The 5,615-nt window shown below is 48.4% G+C and carries 4 protein-coding genes; all 4 read right to left on the reverse strand.

The window, feature by feature from the left end:
* Nucleotides 1-129: 129 nt before the first annotated feature.
* From B7Y67_RS10025 to fliF, 4 genes are read right to left on the reverse strand one after another with little or no spacing between them, the layout of a single operon-like run.
* Nucleotides 130-1,515: a FliI/YscN family ATPase gene (locus B7Y67_RS10025; RefSeq protein WP_293598523.1), complete on the reverse strand. Its 1,386-nt coding sequence runs from the start codon at nt 1,513-1,515 to the stop codon at nt 130-132.
* Nucleotides 1,512-2,324: a FliH/SctL family protein gene (locus tag B7Y67_RS10030; protein ID WP_293598524.1), complete on the reverse strand. Its 813-nt coding sequence runs from the start codon at nt 2,322-2,324 to the stop codon at nt 1,512-1,514. The genes B7Y67_RS10025 and B7Y67_RS10030 overlap by 4 nt, the downstream gene beginning before the upstream one ends.
* Nucleotides 2,311-3,408, reverse strand: coding sequence for a flagellar motor switch protein FliG (gene fliG, locus B7Y67_RS10035; RefSeq protein ID WP_215302778.1), 1,098 nt, complete (start codon nt 3,406-3,408; stop codon nt 2,311-2,313). Before fliG ends, B7Y67_RS10030 begins: the two co-directional genes overlap by 14 nt.
* Nucleotides 3,409-3,426: 18 nt before the next feature.
* On the reverse strand, nt 3,427-5,370 hold the full coding sequence (fliF, locus tag B7Y67_RS10040; protein WP_293598525.1) for a flagellar basal-body MS-ring/collar protein FliF: 1,944 nt from the start codon (nt 5,368-5,370) through the stop codon (nt 3,427-3,429).
* Between the last annotated feature and the right edge of the window lie 245 nt (nt 5,371-5,615).

Here is a 5,615-nt window from a genome sequence, read left to right on the forward strand (position 1 = left end):
ATCAAGTACTTGATTTTTAAAGGCTTTTGTTTGATTAACCTGTCCGGCAGCCCTTTTTGCACGAGCCATCGCTTGATCCTCGCGGATTTTAGCTAGGCGCAGAAGTAGCTCAATTGCAGACATAAAGAATTAAACCACCGGAGGAGCGATCTCGAAAAGAAGTTTTTCGGTTTGATCGATTGGAATGGCTTGCTCGGCATCTTGCTGTAAAAATGCCTGAATTTTTGGCCAAGCCTGGAGCGCTGCATCCAAATCTGGGTCGGTGCCGGCAATATAGGCGCCCATAGAAACTAGATCACGCCCTCGCATATAGCGACTATAAAGTTGCTTTAGGCGCCTCGCAGATAAGAGGTGCTCTTTGGAGACAACTTTAGGCATCACACGAGAAATTGACTTTTCAACATCAATAGCTGGGTAGTGACCACTATCTGCTAATTCTCGAGATAAGAAGAAGTGACCATCCAAAATTCCGCGGGCAGTATCCGCAACCGGATCATTCGTATCGTCACCTTCTAGTAACACGGTATAAAACGCCGTAATCGATCCATCGGGATTAGCGCCATTACCAACGCGCTCAACTAACTCAGGCATGCGAGCAAACACACTAGGCGGGTATCCACGTGCTACCGGCGCTTCACCTAAGCTCAAGCCAATCTCCCGTAATGCCATCGCATAGCGCGTTAGCGAATCCACAATCAGTACAACATGCTTACCTTGATCTCTAAACCAGATCGCTACATCAGTTGCATACGAGGCACCCTTAGAGCGCGCTAAGGGGGAAGCATCTGCTGGAGCGGCCACTACAACCGCGCGCTTAAATGATTCAGGGCCGAGAGTGTCTTCACAAAACTCACGCACCTCACGACCCCGCTCACCCACCAAGCCAATCACAATCACATCAGCTACACAGTTGCGCGCGAGCATACCTAATAAAACGCTTTTACCAACTCCAGAACCAGCAAATATTCCAACCCGCTGTCCTCGACCCACTGTGAGCAAACCATTGACTGCTTGAATCCCAACATCTAATGGCTCATGAATTGGAGTGCGATCCAAGGGATTCAGAGTTCTTTGAATAAATGGAGAGAATTGTTTTTCCCCATAACCTTTGCCATCAATCGGACGACCCAAGCCATCGACTACACGACCAAGCAGACTCTCGCCAATAGGTAGTGGTTCACCGATGCTATTGGAGGTATATCCCGATCCAGAATTAAAGGGGGTATCTGCTGGATAAACCAAAGCTCCAGGAGAAATACCTTCCATTGTGTCGATCGGCATTAAATAGGTAATGGCACCGTTAAAGCCAATGCATTCCGCATCATAGGTTTTGCCACCAAGTTCAGACAGTATGGTTGCGCCAGTACCAATACTCATTGGCAAACCTTCTACCTCAAGCACAATTCCAGATACCCGCTTGAGCTTACCCTCACGAATCGAGCGAGGCGCTTGCGCCAGATGCTGCCTGCGCATCTCCAGTTGATCTGCTAATTGAGTCGGCTGCAAGTGACTCACTCTTTCTCCACCTCACCAGAGTCAGGGGGATCAAGATGCTGTTCTTCATCCAAGTGAGAGTCATCACTAGATTCGTCTTCAAGCATATTGATGCTGCTATCGATCAAGGCTTCTGTGTTCACCGTTGCGAGCTCTTCAGCAGTGTCATCCAAACCTAAGGCGTTTCTGACGAGAGCTAAGCGTGCTTCAAGGCCCACATCAATACGTGCACCACTCACCTCAACATAAGCATGTCCTGGCCGTACATCCGCGTCAACCAAAATAGTGCAGGCAAATGGGAGACCGGGATCATCAACAATTTTTTTCCAAGTCTCAACCTCTTCTGCTCGCAGACGCAGGTAAAGATTTTCACCGGGGCGTGGAAGACGCATCAAGGCTTCTTGCACAGCCGCTACAAACGGAGCACGCTCCATTGAAATATTGGCAGCTAGGCGAGAGGCAATCTCAAAACTCAGTTGTGTGAGGGGCTCAGCAATGGCCTCAGGCATTCCAGTGATTGATTCAAGCAATTGACCCAGTGCATCTTGCAAACGTTTAGTTTCTTCGTCTGCCTCGACATAGCCCTGTTTATAACCCTCGCGATAGCCTGATTCCTTGCCTTCTTTGTAACCGGCATCCCTACCTTCTACAAAACCTTGATTTGAGCCTAACTCATAAGCTTCTTTATAGGCGTTGTCGCGAATCGCCTCAACCTCTTCAACCGTAGGGTATTGAATAGGCGCAACCTTAGGAGGTTTAGGGGGCTTTGGAGGATCAAAGGAGGGAGGCTCCCACCTCGTCAGCAGGGAGTCCTCATCAGAGGAAGGCATCGGCTGACTTGCCCCTTTCCATGATCATGCGGCCTTCATCAGCCAAGACACGTGCAACACGGATAACTTCTTTTTGCATCTCTTCGACTTCTTGTACCTTGACTGGTGGGCGAGTCTCGAGATCTTCGCGCACGCCATCGGCAGCACGCTTAGCCATATTCTTGAATAACTTTTCGCGCAACTTTGGACTTGCGCCTTTCAGAGCAACGATCAAAGTTTCTTGCGGAACCTCTAACAAGAGGGTCTGTAGCGAACGATCTTCGATGTCGTTGAAATCCTCGAACACGAACATCTTCTCTTGAATTGCATCAGCCAATTCGCCATTAAAGTTACGAATCGTATTGAGCGCTTCTTTGTCCAAGCCACCGGACAACATATTGAGAATTTCTGCAGTAGGCACAACACCACCGACGGTGCTTCTGCGGAAGTCGGCATCTGGACCTGCGGAGCGTGACATGACTTCGTTCAATTCCTTCAAAGCAGCTGGTTGGACTTTCTCTAACAAGGCAATACGCAAGATCAATTCGTTACGCAAATCATCAGCAAACAACTTGAGAACAGAGGCTGCTTGCGACGGCTCTAAGAACACCATCACTGTAGCAATAATTTGCGGATGCTCGTTCTTAATCATCTCGTACAGAACATCCGATTCCATACGCTTCAAAGTTTCAATACCCGACATGTCGAGCGTGGACTCTAAACGACCGAGCAAATCAGAAGCACCTTCAGCACCCATCGCCTTAGTCAGCATGTTTTGCATGAAGGAATCGGTATCGAAAGCCACTTGTGAGTTATTCGCAGTGACGTCCTTAAATTGACGCAACACTTGCAATACAAGATCGCGACTTAAGGATCGAACGACCGCCATCTTTCCAGATAGGCGCTGCACTTCAAATGGCGTCATTTGACGCAAGACGTTTGCAGCAGATTCAGCACCTACTGCTAACAACACCACGGCAGCGCGCGAAGCACCATCCAGCTCTTCGAAAGTCAAACTTCCAGATTGAGTTGCGCCCTTGACGCCCTCTTTCAGAGCTTCAGCGATCGAGAGCTGTTTGGGGGCGCCGGTTTCTTCGTCAGCCATGTCTATCTACTCTTTATCTCAACCAGCAGCAGCGGCAGCTGCGTTAGCGGTATTCGTTTTTTCGGCATCATCCGCCAACCACTCTTTAAAGATAGAAGAAACCACTTTTGGATTCTCCTCCACAAATTCTTGCGCGTACTTGAGTAGCTCGTCGTACTCTTGCTTCTTCTCTTCATCAGCACGTTTACGATCTTCTTCAAGCTTGGCACGCTCTTCCTCGAGACGTGCGCGCTCTTCTTCTTCAGCAATTCGCTGACGCTCTTTGAGCAATTCCATTTCCATGCGACGCTTGTCGCGAGCTTTCGGATCCATTTGGGCCATCTCAGCCTTCATCTTCTCATCAAACTCTTCTTCAATACGCTGCTCTTCCAAGGCCTCATCCATCTTCTTAGGAAACAGTAAAGGCTTCACAACGCCAAAGAAAATAATACCTAGAGATCCCAAAATAATCGCAAACTTAAAGAACTCTTTGCTGAGCTCAATTACACCCGCCTGCTTGTAAAACGGAGGCTCTACGTCAGCTTCAACCTTAAACGGAATATTGGCAACACTGACGCTATCGCCACGACGCTCATTAAAGCCAACCGCATCACGAGCTAAGTTATTAATCTGGTCCAACTCTTTGGCGTTATAAGGCACCGGCTTGAGTGGCTTGCCATCCTTATCTACCCCGGTAGGCTGCTTGTAGTTCACGACTACACCAGCAGACACTCTTCGGACTTGACCTTTTTCAGATTTAATTCTCTGAATCGCACGATCTAACTCGTAGTTGATTGTTGAGTCTTTTTTGATGTTGCTAGCAGTAGAGCTTGAACTTGATGGCGGTGCATTGAGATTCTGCGGCCCAGCAGCAGCTCCGCCTGCTGCATTAATCGGAGCCTGACCGCCACCAGGAGGTTGGTTGGTGAGCGCACCTGGGACACCCGCCGCTGCAGATCCAGGTGTTGCTGCTTCGTTTGTTTGCTGACTTCTAATCGAGGATTGATTTGGTGGTGAGTTGCGACCAAACGTTTCTTCGGTTCGCTCAAGCTCACCAAAATCCATATCAACCGTTACTTGAGCACGAACATTTTCTTTACCAGTAACGGGCTCTAAGATAGCCTGGACTCTCTTAGATAAAGCGCCTTCAAGTTCTGCTACATATTTCAACTGATTGCTATCAAGTCCCATTAAACGCTGGGCATTGGGGGCTAGGAGACTGCCTTCAGCATCAACAATCGTCACATTGGCTGGGCCTAAGTTAGGCACTGAAGAGCCTACTAAATTCGTGATGGCAGCAACTTGCTGGGCATCCAAGAATCGACCAGGGTGCATGGTGACGACAACAGAGGCTGTGGGTTTTTCTTGCTCACGCATAAATGCGGTTTGCTTAGGAATAGCCAACATCACTCGGGCAGATTTAACTTGCGCCAATGAGCTAATGCTTCGTGCCAACTCACCCTCAAGACCACGCTGATAGTTCACCTGCTCTACGAACTGGCTGGTACCCATTTTTTGGTTTTCAAGCAACTCAAAACCAACGTTGCCCGCCTTGGGAAGCCCTTGTCCAGCAAGGCGCAAACGGGTTTCATAAACAGAAGACTCTGGCACCAAAATAGCAGCACCACCTTCTGTGAACTTGTAAGGCACATTCATCTGCTGCAAGGCAGCTACGATTGCAGCCCCGTCACGCTCGTTAATGCTGGAGAAAAGTACGCGGTAGTCATCCCTACTTCGGCCGGAGATTGAAACAAAGACCAAGACTGCAATAAAGAGGAAGAGTGCAGCAAGTACGATCAGGCGCTGTTGTAGACCTAATGCACCAAAACGCTGTTGGAGTTCGCCTAATTTTGAGGGGAGTTTGACCTTGCCCTTAGATGGGGCCATCGCTGGAATAGCTGCGGAGGCGGCTTTAGAGCCAATGCTGACTACTGCTGCATCCTTTTCGCTTTCCTGTATTCCGGGCTTTGCCTCTTCGCTCAATGGGTCGATTCCGTCAAATCAGGTAAAAATTCTGTAAACATAATATCACTAAATATAGAACCTTTTTGCCTTTTTTCCCTAAATATTGATATTCTATGGGAATAAAGAGGCAAAATTTGCCGCCCTAGTTATTACAAAACCAAAGTCATTTAATACGCATTTAGCCATAGATAAATACATTGACCAAGTCAGCCCCCAATATAACCGCTGAGAAAGATCCCGCCCTAGCTGCTAAGCACCTAGAG

The sequence above is a fragment of the Polynucleobacter sp. 35-46-11 genome (assembly GCF_002281105.1).

Coding starts and splice junctions, on each gene's coding strand:
- B7Y67_RS10030 (WP_293598524.1), bottom strand. CDS start 2,324: ATGCCTTCCTCTGATGAGGACTCCCTGCTGACGAGGTGGGAGCCTCCC.
- fliG (WP_215302778.1), bottom strand. CDS start 3,408: ATGGCTGACGAAGAAACCGGCGCCCCCAAACAGCTCTCGATCGCTGAA.